Origin of the sequence: Mesorhizobium sp. M0060 (genome assembly GCF_040323155.1) — a bacterium.
In the GTDB taxonomy this organism is placed as follows: domain Bacteria; phylum Pseudomonadota; class Alphaproteobacteria; order Rhizobiales; family Rhizobiaceae; genus Mesorhizobium.
The window spans coordinates 120,983-137,625 of record NZ_JAMYUP010000012.1 but is presented as its reverse complement, the minus strand read 5'-3'; the positions used below and the strand labels follow the sequence as shown (position 1 = coordinate 137,625).

General features: G+C 62.7%; 20 protein-coding genes. 8 read left to right on the top strand and 12 right to left on the bottom strand.

Annotated elements, in window-relative coordinates; all coding sequences use genetic code 11:
- Window positions 1–62 precede the first annotated feature (62 nt).
- Window positions 63–1,262 (top strand): succinyl-diaminopimelate desuccinylase, encoded by a 1,200-nt coding sequence (dapE, locus tag NKJ94_RS14620; protein WP_352525898.1) that lies wholly within the window; start codon window positions 63–65, stop codon window positions 1,260–1,262.
- A gap of 2 nt (window positions 1,263–1,264) precedes the next feature.
- The gene (locus NKJ94_RS14615) at window positions 1,265–1,864 is read left to right on the top strand and encodes a transporter (protein ID WP_352525974.1); all 600 of its coding nucleotides are present in this window, start codon (window positions 1,265–1,267) and stop codon (window positions 1,862–1,864) included.
- Here NKJ94_RS14615 and truA read toward each other — a convergent pair.
- The 6 genes from truA to def all read right to left on the bottom strand — a co-directional run bounded on the left by truA (window position 1,861) and on the right by def (window position 5,459).
- Window positions 1,861–2,622, bottom strand: coding sequence for a tRNA pseudouridine(38-40) synthase TruA (truA, locus tag NKJ94_RS14610; protein ID WP_352525896.1), 762 nt, complete (start codon window positions 2,620–2,622; stop codon window positions 1,861–1,863). The two genes, NKJ94_RS14615 and truA, sit on opposite strands and share 4 nt — an antisense overlap.
- A gap of 18 nt (window positions 2,623–2,640) precedes the next feature.
- Entirely contained in the window at window positions 2,641–3,150 is a 510-nt protein-coding gene (locus tag NKJ94_RS14605; protein WP_352525894.1) for a GNAT family N-acetyltransferase, read from the bottom strand.
- The gene (gene fmt, locus NKJ94_RS14600; RefSeq protein WP_352525972.1) at window positions 3,147–4,076 is read right to left on the bottom strand and encodes a methionyl-tRNA formyltransferase; all 930 of its coding nucleotides are present in this window, start codon (window positions 4,074–4,076) and stop codon (window positions 3,147–3,149) included. Before fmt ends, NKJ94_RS14605 begins: the two co-directional genes overlap by 4 nt.
- 46 nt (window positions 4,077–4,122) lie before the next feature.
- A complete protein-coding gene (locus NKJ94_RS14595) occupies window positions 4,123–4,548 on the bottom strand; it encodes a type II toxin-antitoxin system VapC family toxin (RefSeq protein WP_352525893.1) in 426 nt (141 codons plus the stop codon).
- Window positions 4,545–4,832, bottom strand: a complete 288-nt coding sequence (locus NKJ94_RS14590) for a plasmid stabilization protein (protein ID WP_352525971.1) — start codon at window positions 4,830–4,832, stop codon at window positions 4,545–4,547. Before NKJ94_RS14590 ends, NKJ94_RS14595 begins: the two co-directional genes overlap by 4 nt.
- 96 nt (window positions 4,833–4,928) lie before the next feature.
- Complete coding sequence (def, locus tag NKJ94_RS14585) at window positions 4,929–5,459, bottom strand: peptide deformylase (RefSeq protein WP_352525891.1); 531 nt, start codon at window positions 5,457–5,459, stop codon at window positions 4,929–4,931.
- A gap of 103 nt (window positions 5,460–5,562) precedes the next feature.
- On the opposite strand from def, the gene NKJ94_RS14580 reads away from it, so the two are divergent.
- Complete coding sequence (locus tag NKJ94_RS14580) at window positions 5,563–6,825, top strand: DNA recombination protein RmuC (RefSeq protein ID WP_352525889.1); 1,263 nt, start codon at window positions 5,563–5,565, stop codon at window positions 6,823–6,825.
- A 46-nt stretch (window positions 6,826–6,871) separates the two neighbouring features.
- On the opposite strand, the gene NKJ94_RS14575 is transcribed toward NKJ94_RS14580, so the two are convergent.
- The 3 genes from NKJ94_RS14575 to NKJ94_RS14565 form a co-directional block, all read right to left on the bottom strand.
- Window positions 6,872–7,276, bottom strand: coding sequence for a GFA family protein (locus NKJ94_RS14575; RefSeq protein ID WP_352525888.1), 405 nt, complete (start codon window positions 7,274–7,276; stop codon window positions 6,872–6,874).
- Between the two features lie 65 nt (window positions 7,277–7,341).
- Window positions 7,342–8,307 (bottom strand): cation diffusion facilitator family transporter, encoded by a 966-nt coding sequence (locus tag NKJ94_RS14570; RefSeq protein WP_352525887.1) that lies wholly within the window; start codon window positions 8,305–8,307, stop codon window positions 7,342–7,344.
- A gap of 108 nt (window positions 8,308–8,415) precedes the next feature.
- On the bottom strand, window positions 8,416–9,225 hold the full coding sequence (locus tag NKJ94_RS14565; protein WP_352525885.1) for a transglutaminase-like domain-containing protein: 810 nt from the start codon (window positions 9,223–9,225) through the stop codon (window positions 8,416–8,418).
- Window positions 9,226–9,438: 213 nt separating this feature from the next.
- On the opposite strand from NKJ94_RS14565, the gene NKJ94_RS14560 reads away from it, so the two are divergent.
- Both NKJ94_RS14560 and sugE read left to right on the top strand, forming a co-directional pair.
- Entirely contained in the window at window positions 9,439–9,564 is a 126-nt protein-coding gene (locus NKJ94_RS14560) for a hypothetical protein (RefSeq protein WP_013528464.1), read from the top strand.
- Between the two features lie 153 nt (window positions 9,565–9,717).
- Complete coding sequence (gene sugE / locus NKJ94_RS14555) at window positions 9,718–10,032, top strand: quaternary ammonium compound efflux SMR transporter SugE (RefSeq protein ID WP_352484330.1); 315 nt, start codon at window positions 9,718–9,720, stop codon at window positions 10,030–10,032.
- 82 nt (window positions 10,033–10,114) lie between these two features.
- Here sugE and NKJ94_RS14550 read toward each other — a convergent pair whose 3' ends face one another.
- The gene (locus NKJ94_RS14550) at window positions 10,115–10,543 is read right to left on the bottom strand and encodes a DUF6481 family protein (protein ID WP_352525883.1); all 429 of its coding nucleotides are present in this window, start codon (window positions 10,541–10,543) and stop codon (window positions 10,115–10,117) included.
- A 230-nt stretch (window positions 10,544–10,773) separates the two neighbouring features.
- On the opposite strand from NKJ94_RS14550, the gene NKJ94_RS14545 reads away from it, so the two are divergent.
- The 3 genes from NKJ94_RS14545 (at window position 10,774) to NKJ94_RS14535 (ending at window position 14,284) form a co-directional block, all read left to right on the top strand.
- On the top strand, window positions 10,774–11,835 hold the full coding sequence (locus tag NKJ94_RS14545) for an LLM class flavin-dependent oxidoreductase (RefSeq protein ID WP_352525881.1): 1,062 nt from the start codon (window positions 10,774–10,776) through the stop codon (window positions 11,833–11,835).
- A 136-nt stretch (window positions 11,836–11,971) separates the two neighbouring features.
- Window positions 11,972–13,132 carry an AI-2E family transporter gene (locus NKJ94_RS14540; RefSeq protein WP_352525880.1) on the top strand — a complete coding sequence of 387 codons (1,161 nt, stop codon included), beginning with the start codon at window positions 11,972–11,974 and terminating at the stop codon, window positions 13,130–13,132.
- Window positions 13,133–13,282: 150 nt separating this feature from the next.
- Window positions 13,283–14,284 (top strand): LLM class flavin-dependent oxidoreductase, encoded by a 1,002-nt coding sequence (locus tag NKJ94_RS14535; protein WP_352525878.1) that lies wholly within the window; start codon window positions 13,283–13,285, stop codon window positions 14,282–14,284.
- A 170-nt stretch (window positions 14,285–14,454) separates the two neighbouring features.
- On the opposite strand, the gene NKJ94_RS14530 is transcribed toward NKJ94_RS14535, so the two are convergent.
- Window positions 14,455–15,078, bottom strand: a complete 624-nt coding sequence (locus NKJ94_RS14530) for a L,D-transpeptidase (protein WP_352525877.1) — start codon at window positions 15,076–15,078, stop codon at window positions 14,455–14,457.
- Between the two features lie 319 nt (window positions 15,079–15,397).
- A complete protein-coding gene (locus NKJ94_RS14525) occupies window positions 15,398–16,417 on the bottom strand; it encodes a LacI family DNA-binding transcriptional regulator (RefSeq protein WP_352525876.1) in 1,020 nt (339 codons plus the stop codon).
- Window positions 16,418–16,643: the final 226 nt, after the last annotated feature.

The following is a 16,643-nucleotide window of genomic DNA, read 5'->3' as shown; positions in this document are numbered from 1 at the left end:
GGCATGGCTGGCCCTCACGTCTGGCCGTGACAGGCCTTGCGCTTTCGACTATCGCTTTTGCCATGACGCTGCCTACCGATCCGGCCAGAAACGTCGCTGCTCTCATCCGCTGCGCTTCGGTGACGCCCGCCGAAGGCGGTGCGCTGAGCGCGCTGGAGGCGATGCTGAAGCCGCTCGGCTTTGCGGTCGAGCGCCCGGTGTTTTCCGAAGCCGGCACTCCGGACATCGAGAACCTTTATGCGCGGCGTTCCGGCAATGGCCCGCACCTGATGTTTGCCGGCCATACCGATGTGGTACCGGCGGGCGACGAAGCAGCCTGGACGCACCCGCCCTTTGCCGCAGAGATCGCCAATGGCGAGATGTTCGGCCGCGGCGCCGTCGACATGAAGGGCGGCATCGCCTGTTTCGTGGCGGCGGTGGCGCGACATGTTGAGCAGAAGGGCGGCCCGAGGGGATCGGTCTCGCTGCTGATAACCGGTGATGAGGAAGGGCCGGCGATCAACGGCACGACGAAGCTGCTCGAATGGGCGGCTGCCAAGGGCGAGAAATGGGATGCCTCGATCGTCGGCGAGCCAACCAATCCCGACGCGCTTGGCGATATGATCAAGATCGGTCGGCGCGGCTCGCTGTCGGGCACGGTCGTCGTCAACGGCCGTCAGGGCCACGCCGCCTATCCGCAGCTAGCCGACAACCCGGTGCGCGGCCTGATGACGCTGGTCGACGCCTTGCTGCACCCCGTCTTCGACAACGGAACAAGGGATTTCCAGCCGACCAATCTTGAAGTGACCTCCATCGATGTCGGCAATCCTGCCACCAACGTCATCCCGGCGAAGGCGGCGGCTACCTTCAATATCCGCTTCAACGACACATGGACTGCCGAGACGATCCAGGCTGAGATCCACAACCGCCTCGACCGGGCGGCGAAACGCAAGAAATACCGCGCCGGCAAGAAGACACCGGTCGACTACGAGATCGTCTGGCGCGACGGGCCGAGCCATGTTTTCCTGACACGCGACGACAGGTTGATCGAGACGCTTGGCGGTTCGGTCAAGGCGGTGACCGGCAGGAAGCCTGCGCTCTCCACCTCCGGCGGCACCTCCGATGCCCGCTTCATCAAGGATTATTGTCCGGTGGTCGAATTCGGCCTGGTCGGCAAGACCATGCACATGGTCGACGAACGCGTGGCGATTGCCGACCTTGAGACGCTGACGCAGATTTACCTGCGCTTCGTTGAAGATTGGTTTGCGCAGGACATATCCTAGTGATGCTTTCAGCGGACGAAACCTATGCTTCGCTTGCCGGCGCCTGGCGGCTGATGCTCGGCAAGGCCGACGGATTTCGCCAGCTCGACCTTTCGGCAGACGGTTTCTGGAATTCCTTTTTTGCCATCGTCGTCGCGGCGCCGGCAATGATCGTCGGCTGGGTGGGCCTTGCCAACGAGATCGGCGATCCCGATGCGTTCGCCGGACGTTTCAGCATATTAATCCGCCTGGCCGCCGTTGACATCGGTGCCTGGGTGCTGCCGCTCATCGCCCTCGCTCTGGTCGCGCCTCGGGTCGGTGTGGGCGGCCGTTATGTGCATTATGTAGTGGCCAGCAACTGGGCCTCGGCGATTATCGCCTGGATGATGCTGCCGTCAGCGTTGATCCGGCTTTTTCTGTCGTCCGCCGACGAAGTCTCCGGGCTGGTGTCGCTGCTGTTGTTCGCGCTGTCGATGGTGCTGACCTGGCGGATGACCAACGTTGCCATCGGCAAGGGTGCGGCTGCCGGCACCGCTGTTTTTGCCGGCATGTTCGTGGCGTCGCTGATCGTGCTGTTCGGCCTGCAGGCGCTGCTCGGGATCAGCATGCCTGACGGTGTCTAGATATTTCCGGCAGCCGGATAATCCACGCGCACGAGAAAAAGCCCGTCGGGCGGCGCCACCTGGCCGCAGGCGGCACGGTCGCGCGCCTCGAGCGCCGCCTTCAGGTCGGCAATAGTCCAGCCGCCTTCGCCGACGCGCTTGAGCGAACCGACCATCGAGCGCACCTGATTGTGCAGGAAGGACCGCGCCGAAGCGTGAACTTCGATCAAATCGCCGGTGCGGCTGACGTCCAGCCGGTCGAGCGTGCGGACCGGGCTGGCGGCCTGGCATTGGGTCGAGCGGAAGGTGGTGAAATCATGCCGGCCAAGTAGCACCTTTGCCGCTTCGTGCATGGCCCCGGCATCCAGCTGCTTCGGTACCCACCAGATCTTGCCCTTGTCGAGCGCCGCCGGCGCGCGCCGGTTGACGATGCGGTAGCGGTAGTGGCGGCCGATCGCCGAGAAACGCGCATCGAACCCATCCGGCACAACGGCCGCCTCGAGAATGGCGATGCGCGCCTTGGCCGCCTGCAGATGGGCGTTGACCGCATCGCGCACCTTGTCGCCGGGCCATGCCTTGATCAGATCGACATGCGCGACCTGAGCGGTCGCGTGGACGCCGGCATCGGTGCGGCCGGCGGCGCGAAGCGAAACCTGCTCGCCGCAGAATTTCTCGATCGCCTGCTCGATTGCCTGCTGCACCGAAGGCTGGTTGGCCTGTCGTTGCCAGCCGGCATAAAGACTGCCGTCATATTCGATGTCGAGGCGAAAACGCGGCATTCCCGGATCAAGACGAAATCAGGCGGCGAGGGCTGAGCCGAAGGCCGAGGCGTAGACCAGCCTGCCGGTCTCCGGCGCCTCGCCCCAGGCAAGCGCCTGCAGGGCTTCGCCCTGATAGTCGCTGTCGAATTTGGCGGCACGGGCACGGCCGTAGCCGAAACGGCCATAATAGGCCGGATCGCCGAGCACCACGGCGAGCGTCTCGCCGGCAGCCCTCAGGCGGATATGCGCCTCGCGGACCAGCGCACCGCCGATGCCCGTGCCGTGGAACGACGGCTCGACCGCCAGAGGCGCCAGCGCCACCGCCGGGAAGCTCTTGCCGCCATTCTGCACGAAGAGCCGTGAAAAGAGGATATGGCCGACCACTTGCCCGTCTTCGTCCGCCACCAGTTCGACGACGGCATCACCACCGGTGACCAGCGCGTCGACCAGTCCGGCCTCCGCCTGCTGGCCGAATGCGTGTTCTTCGACAAGGCGGATCGCCTCGCGGTCCCGCGGCGTCGCCGCGCGTATGGACATCATGCTCATGACAATTTCATTCCTTTTTCGAGCTTGGCCCCGCGCAGAAACTCCTGCGCGGCAATGGGCTTTCCGCCCGCACGTTGAACTTCGACCAGCCTGATCGCGCCTGACCCGCAGGCAACCGTCAGCCGATCGTCGAGAATTCCTCCCGGTTCGCCGGCGCCTTGCGAGAGCGTCGAGCGAAGCAGTTTCAGCCGTTCCATGCGGCTGCCGATTTCGGCCTCGCACCATGTACCGGGAAAGGGCGACAGGCCGCGAATCTGGTTGTGCACGTCGCCGGCAGGCCGCAGCCAATCTATGCGAGTCTCCGATTTATCGATTTTCTTGGCGTAGGTCACCCCCACCTCTGCCTGTGTGGTAAATGTCAACGTATTCCGTTCCAGCCGTTCGAGTGCTTCCACGATCAGCGCAGCACCCGCGACCATCAGCCGGTGTTGCAGATCGCCGGACGTCATGTCGGGTCCAATGGCACATTTTTCAACCATTGCCACAGGGCCGGTGTCGAGGCCTTCGTCCATGCGCATCACCATCATGCCCGTCTCGGCGTCGCCGGCCATGATGGCGCGCTGGATGGGGGCAGCGCCGCGCCAACGCGGCAACAGCGATGCGTGGCCGTTGAGGCAACCGAGCCGCGGCGCCTCGAGAATGGGTTTGGGTAGAAGCAGCCCGTAGGCGACCACCACGGCGACGTCGGCGCGCAAAGCGCGGAACGCGTCCTGCTCCGCCTCGCCTTTCAGCGACACCGGCGACCGCACGTCGACGCCCAGCCGCTCGGCCTCGCGCTGCACCGGCGACGGCGTCAGCTCAAGCCCGCGCCTGCCCGCGGCGCGCGGCGGCTGCGTGTAGACGGCTGCCAATTCATGCCCGGCCTCGGCAATCGCCCGCAGCGTCGGCACCGAGAATTCAGGCGTACCCATGAAGATGACGCGCAGGGGCATTTTGTTCCGGGATCCGTCTTGATCGGGCCGCTAAATCGGCTCAGGCACCCGCTTCAAACGGGTTTACGAGCTTCAGGTCAAGCCCGTCGAAGTCGCGGACGTTGCGGGTCGCAAGCGTGGCGTCATGCGCCAGGCAGATTGCGGCGATCATCGCGTCAGGGAGGCTGATCGGGCGGCCATGTTGCTCCCGTGCGGCGCGAAGCTTTCCGGCCAGGCGAGGGACCGAGCCGGAAAAATCCACGACGCGGCCGGCAAACTGCTGCGAAATCAGGTGGTCGAGCACGCGAACATAACGGTCCGATCCTGTCCTGTTCAAAAATTTTTCCGCGCCCAAAGACTGCTCCATGATGACGGGGCCACACATGTAGAGCTCAAGAAAATTCTGTTTGCGAAACCATGCGGAGACATTCGAATCGGGCGCGGGTTTGCTGGCTTCCGAGACAATGTTGGTATCGAGGACAATCACTCGAAATCCTTGACCGGGCGACCGAAGTCGCGTTTCCGTTCCGCTTCGATTTCGTCCATTATTTCTGCGAATTCGTCGCCAATTGCGTTTTCGGCAGCGAATGCTCCGCGGATGGCGTCCCACGCGGAAACGCCCGGCTCCGGCCTGCTCTCTTTTTCGGCGATCATACCTTTCCGCAAAAGGTCGATCGCCTTGCGTGACAAGCTCTGGCCGCCCCTCTGCGCCGCCTGTTCGATTTCATGCTTCAACGGTTCGGGAATATTTCTGATCAGCATATCGCCCATCGCCGCCTCCATTTGATATCAATGATATCATCGCGAAGAGAGTTGCTCAAGGAGAATTAAAGTCTGGCTGTAACGTTTGGCGGATTATCGAGTGAGCTACCCCACCATCTTGCCCGGCATCTTATCCTTGGCGAGCTTCTTGAACTTCTTGACCACCATGTCGCGCTTCAGCTTGGAGATATAATCGATGAACAGCACGCCATTGAGATGGTCGATCTCATGCTGCAGGCAAGTCGCCATCAGCCCCTCGGCCTCGATCTCCTGCAGCTTGCCGTCGCGATCGAGATATTTCACCCGCACCGCCGCGGGGCGCTCGACCTCGGCATAGTAGTCCGGGATCGACAGGCAGCCTTCCTCGTAGACCGAACGCTGGTCGGAGCTTTCGAGGATTTCTGGATTGATGAAGACGTGCGGCGCCGGCGTCTCGTCCTCCTTGGCCAGGTCGATCACCAGCACGCGCAAAGGTTCGCCGACCTGGATCGCCGCCAGTCCGATACCGGGCGCGTCATACATGGTGTCCAGCATGTCGCCGGCCAGTTTGCGCAGATCGCCGTCGACACGCTCGACCGGTTTCGAAACCTGACGCAGGACGGGATCGGGAAGGATGATAAGCGGCTTGATCGACATGGCGTCTCACCTAAGACGTCGCACGAAAAGCGTCAACCGGGGCGCCTCCGGGCCGTTCACGTTTTGATCTGTGCCGGCGTCCCGAATCATCTATGCTGTCGGCATGAACGAACTGGCCGCCATCCTGTCCGAACCTGTCGCCCGGCTCGGCGCCACCACGATCACGCTCGGCCATGCCCTGGCGTTCGGCGCAATGCTGTTCCTCGGGCTGTTCGTGGCGCTTGTCGTCGCGCTGTGGCGATCGGCCAAGGCGCGTGCGGTGGCGGCCGCGGAATCCGCCGACCACGCCCGCGACGCCGAGGCGCGGATGGCCGGCATCTTGGCAAGCCAGGCGGAAATGCAGGGCCGCATGGGTGCCATCGCCGAAGTGTTCGGGGCGCGGCAGGCGGAACTCACGCAGTCGATCGGCCAGCGCCTCGACGCCATGACCGGCCGTCTTGGCCAGACCATGACCGAGCAGACGAGATCGACGCATGAGAGCCTTGCCAAGCTGCAGGAGCGGCTCGCGGTCATCGATACCGCGCAAGGCAACATCCAGTCGCTCGCTAGCCAGGTCGTGCAACTTCAGGCGATCCTCTCCAACAAGCAAACGCGCGGCGCCTTCGGCCAGTCGCGCATGGAGGCGATCGTCGCCGACGGCCTGCCGCACGGTGCCTATGAATTCCAAGCGACCTTGTCGAATGGCAGCCGGCCCGACTGCCTGGTGAAAATGCCGAATGGCGCGCCCGCACTTGCCATCGACGCAAAGTTTCCGCTCGAAGCCTGGAATGCCATCCGTGCCGCCGAAGGCGCCGACCTGCAGAAGTCCGCCGCACAGGCTTTCCGCCGCGACATCGAGGTACATGTCCGTGATATTTCCGAAAAATACCTGATCCAAGGTGAGACGCAGGACACCGCCTTCATGTTTGTACCCTCGGAATCGGTATTCGCCGAGATCCATGAGAACTTCGAAGCGGTTGTCCACAAGGCGCACCGCGCCCGCATCGTCATCGTCTCGCCGTCGCTTTTGATGCTGTCGATCCAGGTCATCCAGGCAATCCTCAAGGATGCTCGCATGCGCGAGCAGGCGCACCTGATCCAGGGCGAAGTCATCCGGCTGATGGAAGACGTCTCACGGCTCGATGAGCGGGTGCGCAAATTGCAGACGCATTTCGGCCAATCGGCCAAGGACATCGATGACATCCTCGTCTCGACATCCAAGGTGACCAGGCGCGGGCAAAAGATCGAGGCACTGGAGTTTGGCGCGCAACCGGCGGAGGACACCGCTGGTTCGAATGGCGGCGGAGCAAAAGCGGAAAGCAGCCCGCGTGTCGCCGATTCGAAAACCGGGCAATTGAGACTGAGGGTCGTCGAAGGCGACGATTGAGAGCTATGCTGGAACCCGGAGACGAGAGCCTGGCCCGGCTCCGGCGCTACTGCTCCTCGATGACGGTCGTGCCTTCGAATTCCGGCAGCCAATGCAGTGCCGAGCGGTGCCAGATCTGCTTTCTCGGCACCAGTTGATCACGTTGCCGCGCTGTGCCGACCCTGATGCCGTAAACCTTCGGTCCGTCACCCACCGAGGTGGCGTAGAGGTGCGAACCGCACTCGCCGCAAAAAGCCTGGGCACGCTTGGCGCCGCTCGAAGCGGTCTTGATGTAGATCTTCGGCGTGCCCTTGATGATCCTGTAATTGTCCTCGGACGCCGGCACGGTCACGCGAAAGGCCGTTCCGGTTAATTGCTGACAATCGATGCAGTGGCAAATGCTGGTCTTTTCCGGATCGACCTCGGCCTCGTAAGTGATGGCGCCGCAATGGCACCCGCCGTCGATTTTCATCTTCGTTCCTCCCGAGCTGTTCCTGCTGATTATAGCTGGGAGCGTCCGGTGGCGCATCCGTTTCGTCAGCCCGGTTCTTCTCCGGACGCCGCCGCCATGGCCTTGCTCCGCTGTTCCCAGGTGCCGCTGGTCTGCGGCTTGACGAACAGCCGCGTGATCTCCGGCATTTCCGTTTGCAGCCGCGCCTCCATGCGCTCGACGCAGTTTTCGATTTCGGGCGCCGATAGATGGTCCTCGAATTCGACGCTCAGGGCGGCGACGATCTCCTGCGGACCCATATGCAGCGTCAGCACGCCGTTGGCCCGCTGCACCGCCGGATCCAGCTGGACGATGGCCAGCACCTTTGTCTGCACCTCGGGCGAGGCCGGCTCGCCCAGCAGCAGGCTCTTGCTTTCGCGCGCCAGGAAGATCGCGGTCGCGCCCAGGATCAGCGCGATGCCGATCGACGCGGCGCCGTCGAGCTCCGGCATCTCCAGCAGCTCCGCCGCCGATATGCCGGCGAAGGCAACAACAAGCCCGAGAAGTGCCGCACTGTCCTCGAAAAGCACGGTGTAGACACTCGGATCCTTGCTGAGCTGCACCGCCTCGAGCCAGCCGTGGCTGCCCTTTTGCCGGCGGAATTCCTTCAGCGCCACCAGCCAGGTGCTTCCTTCGAACAGAAAGGAAAGGCCAAGTACAAAATAGTTCACCTTGGCGCTGGCGATCGGCTCTGGCGCCATGATGTGCATCACGCCTTCGTAGAACGATATACCGGCGCCCAGCGCAAAGACGAGGAGCGCGACGATGAAGCTCCAGAAATACAGCTCGCGGCCATGGCCGAGCGGATGCGTGCGATCGGCCGGGCGGGCGGCACGGTGCATGCCGTAAAGCAGCAGGCTGCCATTGCCGGTATCGACGAGCGAGTGGACGCCTTCCGAGAGCATCGCCGAGCTGCCGGTGAACAAGGCAGCGGCGAATTTGGTCAGTGCGATCGCGAGATTGCCGGCGAGCGCCGCGTAGATCACTTTTTTCGACCCGCCATGCGCCGCCATGGTGTGCTGCCTTGGTTGATGCACCGAGATTAGCGGAGCATCCGCCCAAGCTCCACAGCTGTCACAACGCCCGAAGCGTCGAGTTGTTCAAAAGGGCAGCGCGAGGGGCTATTCCACGACCTCCTCCGTCCAGACCTTGAAGTCAGCCAGCGCGCCCGGTCCAAAAATGTGGGTGAGCGGCACATCGGCGGCATCGCGTCCGGAGGCAATCAGGATGCGGCCGATGCGCGGCGCGTTATTGCGCGGGTCGAACGCGTGCCAGCGGCCGCCGAGATAAACCTCCATCCAGGCGGCGAAATCCATCTCCGACCACGGCTTTGGCAGGCCGATATCGCTGATATACCCGGTGCAGTAGCGGGTCGGAATGTTCAGGGCGCGGCAGAAGGCGACGGCGAGGTGGGCAAAGTCGCGGCACACACCACTCTGCTCGCGATAGGCTTCGGCGGCGGTGCGTGTCGGCCGTGCATTGAAATAGTTGAAGACGATATGGTTATGGACGAAGTCGCAGACCGCCTGGACGCGCGGAATACCGAGCGGGGTGTTGCCGAACAGCCGCCACGCTTCGCTCGCCAGCACATCGCTTTCGCAGTAGCGGCTGGGCAGCAAGAACAGCAGCGTCTCCGACGGCAGATCGCGCACCTCGTGCTGCCAGGCCGTCAGGTCGCGCGTCTCGAAGGAACCGGGGTCGCGGATCACCGCGTCCGTGCCGAACGCAAAGCGCCCGGCCGGCGCAACAAGACGGTTGCACCAATTGCCGAAACTGTCGCGGTAGCTTTCGATCGGCACCGGCGGGTTCGACGTCAGGAAGTCCGGCCGCTCGAGATCGGATGCGCGCGAATAATGGACGTTTAGCATCGCGATCAGCGGTGTTTCCTGCGGGAAGTCGAAGCTCATCTGGCAACCGATGTGGATCCGCATTGTCGTCCTGACCGGCCTGCCCGATCATCAGCCGGCGAAACGCAGGGCTGATGCTGCAGTGCGAAGAAGACCATCGCACGGACCGCCGCGGTTTGCGAGGGAATTAGAAACCGGTTGACAGCCATCGGCCAAGGCGCTCGCATGGCAACGGCCTCTTGCAGTCGAACGTTTCTCTTGTTTCACTTCGCCAGACGTCAACCGGAGGAACGAATCATGGCTAAAGGTGCGATGAAGGCAGGCAAGGAAGCCCGCAAACCGAAGAAGGACGCGAAGAAACCCGCTCCGGCGCCGGCCCTGAAGGCACCGCCGGTGAAGGCGATGAAGCTCAAGGACAAGTAGGGCCGCGCTATCGTTTTGGCTTATTTCCACCGGCCGAAAATGCGGCCGGTGTTATTGTTCATTAAGCGCACGAGCATCCCATATGGATGCAGCGAAGATAGTTTTTGCGCTTCTCAAGAAATCGGCCGGGAGCCATCGAAACGGAGCGATCCGATGTCGTGGATTTTCCTGTTCTTCGCCGGCCTGTTCGAAATCGGCTGGGCGATCGGCCTCAAATACACCGACGGATTCTCGAAGCCGCTGCCGACCGTCCTGACGGTAGCCTCGATGATCGTCAGCCTGACCTTGCTCGGCCTGGCGCTGAAGGCACTGCCGGTCGGCACCGCCTATGCGGTGTGGACCGGCATCGGCACCGTCGGCACGGCACTGCTCGGGATATGGCTGCTCGGCGAGCCGGCGACCGCGATCAGGCTGGCCTGCATCGCGCTTATCGTCTGCGGCATTATGGGACTGAAGCTCGCGGCTTAGTCGATTCCGACAGACCAACGCGTTCGGGGCCGCTGCAAGGCGGCCCTGATTCTTGCTTTCAGCTGATCAGCGCCGGAAGGCGCTATCGCGCGGAGAAGCCAGGCGGCGTCCTGCCGGTGCGCTGCTTGCGCGCCGCATAGCGTGCGTCACGCTTGGCCTTGCGTTCGGCCTCGTCGGCAAGAAAACGGGCGATGCGCTCGTTCTCTTCAGCTTCCCGGATCTTCGCTTCGGCCTGTGCGGCTTCTTCCGCGGCGATGCGTGCTGCTTCGGCAGCTGCCTCGCGCTCGGCCTTTTCGGCCGCTTCGCGCGCCAGTTTTTCCTGCTTCAGCCTCGCCTTTTCGGCCTCGCGTATAGCGCGGGCCTCGAGGATCGCCTTGCGCTCGGCCTGTCGTGCCAGCACCGCAGGATCATCTGCCGCCGGCTTTGACTTGAAGCGCTCCAGAAGCGCCTTCTTTGCCTCATTTGCGGCATTGCGCCGCTCGAAAACGTCTTTTTCCCTGTAGATAGCCAAGTCCACTTCCCTGGAGTCAATTTGCGAGGCTTACATACGCGTGAAAACCGAGAGTTCAAGCGCCAAAACGGTATGCCAGCCATGAAATTCTGATCTGTTGCAGCCGGGAGACGCCTTTTCGATTGAATTCGGCTGAAAGCCACCTGCACTGTTCACCATCCAGGCCTCTGGCGGTGCGACGGACTGACCGCTACCTGTAGCGCGAAGACAAAACGCTGGGATGACATACTATGGAACTCGGTCTCTACACCTTCGCCGACGTCAGCCCGGAGCCGGGTCCCGGTGCGATTGGTGCGCATGAGCGGCTGCGCAACCTGATTGAGGAGATCGAGCTCGCCGATCAGGTCGGGCTGGACGTCTTTGGTCTCGGCGAGCACCACCGTCCCGACTACGCTGCCTCCGCTCCGGTGGTGGCGTTGGCGGCGGCTGCCGAACGAACCGAGCGCATAAGGCTGACCAGCGCGGTCACCGTGCTGTCCTCCGACGATCCGGTCCGTGTCTTCCAGCAGTTTGCGACCCTCGACCTTCTGTCCGGCGGCCGGGCCGAGATCATGGCCGGGCGTGGCTCATTCATCGAATCCTTTCCGCTGTTCGGCTACAATCTCGAAGATTATGACGAGCTCTTTGCCGAGAAGCTCGACCTGCTGCTCGCCATCCGCGACAGCGTCAAGGTGACCTGGTCGGGCAGTCTGCGCGCGCCGATCAACGATCGCGGCGTATATCCCCGGCCCTTACAGGACCAATTGCCGATCTGGATCGCGATCGGCGGCACGCCGCAATCGGCGGCGCGGGCGGGCGTGCTCGGGCTGCCGCTGGCGCTGGCGATCATCGGCGGCGAGCCGGCGCGGTTCGCACCGCTGTTCGACACCTATAGGGATGCAGCCAGGCGGGCCGGCAGCGATCCGGCGAGCCTTGCCACCAGCCTCAACGTGCACGGCTTCATCGCCGAGACCACCGATCAGGCAGCCAACGATTTCTACGGTCCACAGGCCGAGGTAATGAACCGCATCGGCCGCGAGCGTGGCTGGGGGCCGACATCGCGGGCGCATTTCGACCAATCGCGCGGCCCGAACGGCGCGCTGTTCGTCGGCAATCCGGAACAGGTGGCCGAAAAGATCATCGCCCAGCACAGGCTTTTCGGTAACGACCGCTTCCTGCTGCAGATGGCGATCGGCATCATGCCGCACGCCAAGATCATGAAGGCTATCGAGCTCTACGGCACCAAGGTGGCGCCGATCGTGCGCAAGGAAACGGCGAAGGCCGTTCCTGCCGTGGCGGCGCCGGTCGCCTGATTCCCAGTCACCTGATTCATTGGCAAGGCCGCACGGCCTTGCCGGTGACGCCGGCTAACGGAACTTTGAAGCCACGAAGGCGTTTTCGCCAACGGTCAACACCAATACCAATCGCGGTGTGCCGCCGAGGGTCAGAATGAAAGCCGAACCCGCCGCTTCGGGCGCAAGCGCTACCGAAAGCCCGGATCCGCGCGTCGAGGCGCGGACGGATACGCGTCTGATGCGTTCGCTGCTCGTCGGCATCTTCATCCTTATGGCGATCTTCGCACTCTACTTCGCCCGTGCCTTCTTCATGCCGGTCATTCTGGCTTTCCTGCTGGCGCTGACGCTGACGCCGATCGTTCGCTTCCTGCGCAAGCATGGCATGCCCGATGTCATGTCGGCGACATTGCTGGTGCTGCTTTCGTTCTGCCTCGTAGCCGTCGCGGGATATCTGCTCAGTGGCCCGGTTATCGACGTCATCAACAACACCTCGTCGATCGGCCAGCAGCTTACCGAACGTCTGGCACAACTGCGCCGTCCGTTCGAAAGGATCGTGGAGATTTCACGTCAGATAGAGGGACTGACGCAGACATCCCAAGAGCCGGGCGTTCAGAGGGTGGCGATGGCGCCATCCGGTATTCTCTCGCAGGCCGCCGGCAATGTACTGTCGGCCGGCACCAGCGTCACCATCGTCTTCGTGCTGTCGCTGTTCCTGCTCGCCTCCGGCACGATGTTCTATGAAAAGATCGTACAGTCCTTCCCCAGTCTCAGCGAAAAGAAGCGGGCACTGCGTGTCGTCTATGACGTCGAACGTGAAATCTCGCACTATCTGCTTACTGTCACGGTCATCAATACATGTCTGGGCGTGGTCATCGGGCTCGGCCTGTGGGCACTCGGCGTGCCCAACGCGCAGGTCTGGGGCGCGGCAGCGGCTCTGCTCAATTTCCTGCCCTATATCGGAGCGTTGATCACCATCACGCTGGTCACCGTCATCGCGCTGATCAGCTTCGAGACGATCTCCTACGCGCTGCTGGCGCCGGCCTTCGTCATTCTATGCGACATCATCGAAGGCCAGTTCGTGACGCCGACGGTGGTCGGCCGCCGCCTCGAGATCAATGCCGTGGCGATCCTCATCGCCATCGCCTTCTGGTCCTGGCTGTGGGGTTTCGTCGGCGCGCTGCTGGCGGTGCCGCTGCTGGTCGTCATCAAGGTGTTCTGCGATCATTTCGACGGCCTCAGCCATGTCGGCAATTTCCTGGCGGCGCAGCATACGGCGGTGATCGAGGATGAGGAGATTTCCGAGGCAAAAAAGTAGCGGCTTAAGAGGCCAAAAGCGTCCACTGATTGGTGTGCAGATCAACGACCTTGCATCGGTTGCGCGTCCGTTGGGCGCCATCAACATTTTGAATTTGCCGCTTCGGCAATGGCTTCCTACATCCGTCCGGTCCACAGGAATCCCGCGCCGATGACCGCTCTTTCCGTTCTCGACCTGTCGCCGATCGTCGAAGGCAGCAGCGCTTCGCAGTCGCTCGCCAACTCACTCGACCTTGCCCGCCATGCCGAGCGGCTGGGTTACCAGCGGTATTGGCTGGCAGAGCACCACAATATGCCCGGCATCGCCAGCGCCGCCACCTCGGTCGTCATCGCTCACGTTGCCGGCGGCACCAAGACGATACGCGTCGGCGCCGGCGGCATCATGCTGCCCAATCATTCGCCGCTTGTCATCGCCGAGCAGTTCGGCACGCTTAACGCTCTGCATCCCGGTCGCATCGACCTCGGCCTCGGCCGGGCGCCGGGCACCGACATGGCGACGGCGCGGGCGCTGCGCCGCAACCTCGAGGCCGGCGCCGACAATTTCCCGCAAGATGTCGTGGAACTGATGGGTTATTTCCAGCCGGCCGAGGAGAGCCAACGCATCCGCGCGGTGCCCGGCGAAGGCGAAAAGGTGCCGATCTGGATCCTGGGCTCCAGCCTCTACGGCGCGCAGCTTGCTGCCATGCTCGGCCTCCCCTACGCCTTCGCTTCGCATTTTGCGCCGGCCGAGCTCGATCATGCGCTGGAGATCTACCGCTCGCGCTTCCAGCCGTCGGAGCAGCTCGACCAGCCTTATGTAATGCTCGGCCTCAATGTCTTTGCCGCCCCTTCCGATGCCGAAGCGCGGCTGTTGTTCACCTCGCTGCAGCAGGCTTTCGTCAATTTGCGCACCGGCCGGCCCGGCCGATTGCCGCCGCCGGTCGAAGGATATGAGCGCGACCTCGACGCAATGGCCAAGACCATGCTCGGCCAGGCGCTTTCCTGCGCCGTCGTCGGCTCCCCCGAAACGGTCAGGCAAGGCATCGAGGCGTTCGTGCGCCGTACAGGCGCCGACGAACTGATGGTCACAGCGCAGATTTTCGACCATGCGGCGCGGGTGCGCTCGTTCGAGATCCTGGCCGAGGCTCACAAATCGCTATCGCAAGCAGCCTGAAATTTTGCTCCTTGCCGCTCGGCATTTTTGCCGACGCTCGCGGAGCGGCCCAAGAGCCGTTCTGCGGCGATCCTTCGCGCTCCCCTCCGCCTGCGACGTGGTGATTGACCAAGCCGCGACGAGGGCCAATCTCCCCTTTCTTGGACTCGGGGACATCGCGAACGCGGCGTCTAAATAACAATCACCTTGGTGCCGATTGTGGAGCGGTCATAGAGATCGATGATGTCCTGGTTCATGAGGCGAATGCAGCCCGCAGACACGGCTTTGCCGATGGACCACCATTCGGGGCTACCGTGCAGGCGATATCCAGTGTCACCCTTCTCGTTGAAAAGATAAAGCGCCCGTGCACCGAGCGGGTTCACGAGTCCGCCCTCCATATGGGCCGGTATGATGCGGCCTCGCTTCTGCTCGCGCACAATCATGGCGGACGGCGCGCTCCAATCCGGCCATTCGCGCTTCCTCGCAACGTGAGCAGTGCCATGCCACTCGAAGCCCGCCTTGCCGACGCCGATGCCGTAGCGCAGTGCCTGACCGTCTCCCAGCACGTAGTAGAGGAACTTCGCTCCTGTATCGACAATGATGGTGCCAGGCTCCTCGTCAGTTGCATAAGGCACTGTCTGCCGATGGAACTTTTGGTCGACCTTGTAGATCGGAACCGGCGGAATGCGGAAACCGGCGTCGGTGAGGCCGCCATAGGCCGAGGGAAAGGTCTGTAATGCTCCGCCGGTGGTGCAGCCGGAGAATGCGACCATCCCAGCAAGTCCCAGCCCGATTAGGATCGATTTCACGCGCATGACTCAAGCCTGCGCCTATATCGGTGATCAGCCGCATCTCATTATATTCCTAATCCGGTATGCCTCGATTGCCAAGCTTTCCGTCTTGTCGGTCGACTGATTGTTGGCCGCTTCGCTCGGTCGGCGCCGCGCCTTAACTAAAAGTAGCAAATAGCCCGCACACAACGCCTCATTCCTCACCGGCCATATGCGACCCGCTTTGCCGCAATGCGATGACGGCCACCCTCGTGCGGGCGGCAGCGAAGGGCCGGGTCCGGTGGGACAGAGGGCGCGCTGTGCCGCCGGCATCTGAAAGTTTCTGAACAGAGGAGCCCAAGCGCTACACGCTGACGCTTTGTGCGATCGCGCCAAGTGGCCGGCATGAATTGCGGATCATCAGGCGTCCCTTGAGTGTCAGCTTGCGCGGCGGCGCATCTCTGTTTCCGGCGAGCCGGTCGAGCAGCAGATTGGCCGTCTGTTCGCCGATCGCCTGCACGGGCTGTGCGACCGTGGTCAATTGTGGCCGGAACACATCCGACCATGGAAAATCGTCGAAGCAGGCGACGGAAATATCCTCCGGACAGGATAGGCCGATATCGCGAATGGCCTTCATCGTGCCGATCACCATCGGGTTGTTGGCCGAAAAGATGGCGCTCGGCCGGTCGTGCAGCGAAAGCAGCTGCATGGTGGCGTTGTAGCCATCGACTTCGTGGAAATTGCCGAAGCGGACGAGCTCGGGCTCGGCCGGCAGGCCGGCGGCCTGGAGGGCTTCCCGATATCCCGCCATGCGGTCATGCATCGGCGAGATATCGAACGAGCCGGAGATGTAGCCGATGCGCCGATGGCCGAGATCGATCAGATAGGTGATGGCGTCGAACACCGCGCGCTGATTGTCGAGAACGACGGTATCGGTGTCGACTCCCTGGCAAACACGGTCGAGCAGCACGACCGGCACGTTGGCGTCGTCGACAATCTCTTTGAGGATCGCGCCGTCGCCGACACGCGCGACGATCAGCCCGTCGACCATCCGGTCGAGCAACAGCCTGATCTGGTCGTCCTGCGTGTTCAGATGCTCGTCGGTGCAGCACAGCATGACGGCGTAGCCGGCCCTGTCGAAAGCCTGCTGGATCACCGAAACCACGTCGGTAAAGAACGGATTGGTGATATGGGGGACGGTAAGCCCAATGGTGCGGGTGGTGCCCATCTTCAGGCTGCGGGCGATGGCGTTGCGCTTATAGCCGATGTCGCGGATCGCCTGCTCGATGCGGCGGCTGAGCTCGGGGCTGACGGTCGCGGTGCGGTTGATCAGCGCCGATACGGTGGCCACGGAAACACGGGCCGCTTCGGCCACATGAAGCATGGTCGGTGCAGTGGATTTGCGCTGCTTTTTTCGTCCTGACGCTGTCATTTTCGAAACGTTTCACCACTCCGCGGCAGCAATACGTACGGAATCTTATGATTTTGCGCAAGAATTGAAATGGAACAATCTTAGGTTCCAGATATTGGCTTGACATGATCGAAACGTTTAGATTAGCGTTTGGGGCGTTCGGTGACGACGGAGGGAGGCCGTCCTTGTCATGCAGCAC

Bases quoted from the DNA above. Each gene is read 5' to 3' on its own strand.
- dapE (WP_352525898.1), top strand. From the start codon at position 63: ATGACGCTGCCTACCGATCCGGCCAGAAACGTCGCTGCTCTCATCCGC.
- NKJ94_RS14615 (WP_352525974.1), top strand. From the start codon at position 1,265: ATGCTTTCAGCGGACGAAACCTATGCTTCGCTTGCCGGCGCCTGGCGG.
- truA (WP_352525896.1), bottom strand. From the start codon at position 2,622: ATGCCGCGTTTTCGCCTCGACATCGAATATGACGGCAGTCTTTATGCC.
- NKJ94_RS14605 (WP_352525894.1), bottom strand. From the start codon at position 3,150: ATGAGCATGATGTCCATACGCGCGGCGACGCCGCGGGACCGCGAGGCG.
- NKJ94_RS14590 (WP_352525971.1), bottom strand. From the start codon at position 4,832: ATGGGCGATATGCTGATCAGAAATATTCCCGAACCGTTGAAGCATGAA.
- def (WP_352525891.1), bottom strand. From the start codon at position 5,459: ATGTCGATCAAGCCGCTTATCATCCTTCCCGATCCCGTCCTGCGTCAG.
- NKJ94_RS14580 (WP_352525889.1), top strand. From the start codon at position 5,563: ATGAACGAACTGGCCGCCATCCTGTCCGAACCTGTCGCCCGGCTCGGC.
- NKJ94_RS14575 (WP_352525888.1), bottom strand. From the start codon at position 7,276: ATGAAAATCGACGGCGGGTGCCATTGCGGCGCCATCACTTACGAGGCC.
- NKJ94_RS14570 (WP_352525887.1), bottom strand. From the start codon at position 8,307: ATGGCGGCGCATGGCGGGTCGAAAAAAGTGATCTACGCGGCGCTCGCC.
- NKJ94_RS14565 (WP_352525885.1), bottom strand. From the start codon at position 9,225: ATGCGGATCCACATCGGTTGCCAGATGAGCTTCGACTTCCCGCAGGAA.
- NKJ94_RS14560 (WP_013528464.1), top strand. From the start codon at position 9,439: ATGGCTAAAGGTGCGATGAAGGCAGGCAAGGAAGCCCGCAAACCGAAG.
- sugE (WP_352484330.1), top strand. From the start codon at position 9,718: ATGTCGTGGATTTTCCTGTTCTTCGCCGGCCTGTTCGAAATCGGCTGG.
- NKJ94_RS14545 (WP_352525881.1), top strand. From the start codon at position 10,774: ATGGAACTCGGTCTCTACACCTTCGCCGACGTCAGCCCGGAGCCGGGT.
- NKJ94_RS14540 (WP_352525880.1), top strand. From the start codon at position 11,972: ATGAAAGCCGAACCCGCCGCTTCGGGCGCAAGCGCTACCGAAAGCCCG.
- NKJ94_RS14535 (WP_352525878.1), top strand. From the start codon at position 13,283: ATGACCGCTCTTTCCGTTCTCGACCTGTCGCCGATCGTCGAAGGCAGC.
- NKJ94_RS14530 (WP_352525877.1), bottom strand. From the start codon at position 15,078: ATGCGCGTGAAATCGATCCTAATCGGGCTGGGACTTGCTGGGATGGTC.
- NKJ94_RS14525 (WP_352525876.1), bottom strand. From the start codon at position 16,417: ATGCTTCATGTGGCCGAAGCGGCCCGTGTTTCCGTGGCCACCGTATCG.